A 3,068-nucleotide genomic window follows, 5' to 3' on the forward strand; every position below is an offset into this window, starting at 1 on the left:
ACCGACTAAACGAGCTACAGGAGATCGATGTCGTCGCCACTGAAACGTATCCTGAGTCAGTTACCCTGTACTACATCAACCATCCAGAGTCAAACTGGCCGTTGTCACCGGAAGGGAAGCGAGCTCTCATGACCGAAACCCCGCTGGATCGGCTCTCCACACGGGGCTTCCTCACCATGTCGGATACAGCAGGAATCCGCACGCTTGTACTCGCTGGCCTCCAACTCAGCCTTGTACTGTTCGTATTCGGCGGCATTCTAACCATCACTGGGACAGATATCAGCAGCACAGGCAGCGATATCGCCTTCTGGGATACGGCATTCGATGTGCTGCTTGTGAGTCTCTTATTGCTCGTCACCGAACGCGCAGCTCGGTGGATTCGGAGACGACACAGCCAAAGGGAATCGCCTTTCAACTGATTGCGCTGATAAACCGATTGAAAGACACTTCAGACAATACAACACACGACACAAATGACATCAATGAAATCCACTTCGGGTTCCGGACCAGAATTGCTCACTGAACGATCCATCGGCGGGATCTTAGTCCACATATTCGCACTAGGGACTGGCATCATTGGTGCTGGACTCGTCTACTTAATCTCGAACAACGAGTTCACACAAATGAATGCCCGCAACGCGTTAAACTGGCACGCATCAGTATTAGCCCTCACTGTTATTGCTGTTCTCGTGTTCTTTCTGGGTGCCGATGAGCTTACGATTGGTGGTGAGGTAATGGAGTGGTCCCTGCTTCCCTCACCACTTGATACCGTCTTTGCTCTCATCGGTATACTGTTACTGATACTAGCGGTGCTTGCGTGGTTCCTTACAGGAATCTTTACACTGATTGCCACGGCCAAAGCGATCTTCGGTACCGCATGGGAATNACTGATACTAGCGGTGCTTGCGTGGTTCCTTACAGGAATCTTTACACTGATTGCCACGGCCAAAGCGATCTTCGGTACCGCATGGGAATACCCGCTCGCACGAAATTTCGTTCAACGGTACACCTGAACGTGACACTCTCATTCCACAAGGACAAACAAATAGAGATCGAGACCGCTACGTTACTACTCGAGAGTTGCGTTTGGGGAAGAACGAGTGGCATGAGACGACACTGATCTACAGACGACGGGAGAACGCTGAGAGCACCGATTATACGCAGTACAGTGTCTTCATGACGAACTGCCGTCCAGGAGCGGTCCACTTCTACAATTCGCGGTGGGAGATTGAGAGTGGCTACAAGAGTATCAAGCGATTCATGGCGGCGACGACGTCGAAAAATTTCGTGCTCCGGTTCTTTTACTTCGCATTTGCGTGTCTGTTGTATTCGATTTGGAGAGCTGTCGATCTACTCGTACAGATTGAATTGACTGGCGAGTACGAGCAGACGCCACTCATAACGGCTGAGAACACGCTCACACTGTTGAAGAAGGAGACTGGAATCGGGTGAAGGGCCACTCTACCCGCGTGGAAGAGTTGGTTTTGAGTGGCGACACTGGAAGCTCCCTCGGAAGAGCGCCGAAACTCTTCTAAGACTAACAGGAATTAGCAGCTGAGAGGGCGTCTAAAAGATCGCCGATAGACTGATTTATCCGAATTCACCGACAACAAGCCTGCTAAACGGCCTATAGTCTCATCTTCCAGAGCGCGCAGAAGTTGAGACCACGTCACCCAATGCATATGGAATCGTCACCCGTTTCGCCACTTCGTTTCGACGAGTCTTCACCGAAAGAGCCGATACAGAGACAGTACGTATGGACCGTCTGGCGTTGTATCTACAGCCTCAACCAACCACTGCCAGGTGGGACTGAAAGGACCAGGGGATTTCGCGGCAATACCGACGAGTGGCAGTCCTGCCGGCACGAACACAGGGGATCGCCGCGCCCTCCCCAGCCGACTCACTCGCTTGCGGGCTCACGGCCGCTGGCCGTTCGCCTGTCCGCGGCGCTACGCGCCGCGCTTCGCTCGTTCGTCCTTCGCGCGGCATCGCCGACCGCCCTCGCTTTCGCTCGAGCGGTCGACAGCGCACGCCACCGCAGGAAGAACGGTCGGAACGAACTGATACGCGGTTCACCTGTACGTAGCGGCTGTTACTCTCGAGTACTATTGCGCTCGTAGACGAACACGCGTTACGTAGAGAGCTTATACCTCGCTGCCACGGAATCCTGTGAGGAAGGCGTGTGTACTCCTATAGAGAACAATGAACCCAGCACACCCGACCAGCAGTCCAAGTACAATAATGCTCCACCCATATCCGCCTACTACTGCGGAAAGACCTGCCCACGTAACGGCTGCCAGCGCGANCCCGACCAGCAGTCCAAGTACAATAATGCTCCACCCATATCCGCCTACTACTGCGGAAAGACCTGCCCACGTAACGGCTGCCAGCGCGATGAACACGCACAGGGTTAGGAACCCATATCGAGCGAGGGTAGCACGCGAAGACCCTCTTCCTAATGCTTCAATCCCACCTAATTGAACAGCAGCGGCTTCAACGGCTAACTGAAGACCAATCAGGACTGATACCGCGAGCAACAAGATACCGCCGACCGACGGTATTTGTTCAATCCCTACGGTATTGAGTACTACAGCGGAGAGATGGGTCAAAACCGATAGTGAAGCGATTATTGCTGGGATTCCGATTAGTATAGTGGCACCAAGATAAACCAGTCTCGGAATCAGCAATGAACGTTCTTTAGATGACACACTGTCAAGTTCTTTGCACCTCCCCATAAGTTTTGTTAGCTTCAACTGTGCTACTCAAATTCCTCACTGACTGTTTTGTGCTTCACCTGTACTGAGCAGGATAGATATGCTCTTGCGTTCGAGTCAGCAGCGTTCGCCCAATGGCCTCAACGCAGGCTTCGCGACGCGATGTCTTTCGAACGATTGCAACGGATTCGTATCAAGAGTGGCCAGCGTACGACATGACAGGGTTGTACGACCGGAGTTCGCTCGGGGCACTCGAAGAAGATATTCGGTACTTCCCGACTGGTGTGAGAGCTGGAGCTAAAGCGTTGGTCTCATGAGGAAGATGTCTGGTTGAGTGAATGTGTTCAGTATCCC

General features: G+C 52.8%; 1 protein-coding gene and 1 pseudogene. Both read left to right on the plus strand.

Annotated features, from left to right (window positions below; genetic code table 11):
* On the plus strand, positions 1-419 hold a 419-nt coding region (locus C492_RS06835), incomplete at its 5' end, for a hypothetical protein (RefSeq protein WP_008421688.1).
* Between the two features lie 628 nt (positions 420-1,047).
* Positions 1,048-1,452, plus strand: a pseudogene (locus tag C492_RS25780) (transposase); the annotation flags it as partial.
* Positions 1,453-3,068 lie beyond the last annotated feature (1,616 nt).

The organism is Natronococcus jeotgali DSM 18795 (assembly GCF_000337695.1).
GTDB lineage: Archaea > Halobacteriota > Halobacteria > Halobacteriales > Natrialbaceae > Natronococcus > Natronococcus jeotgali.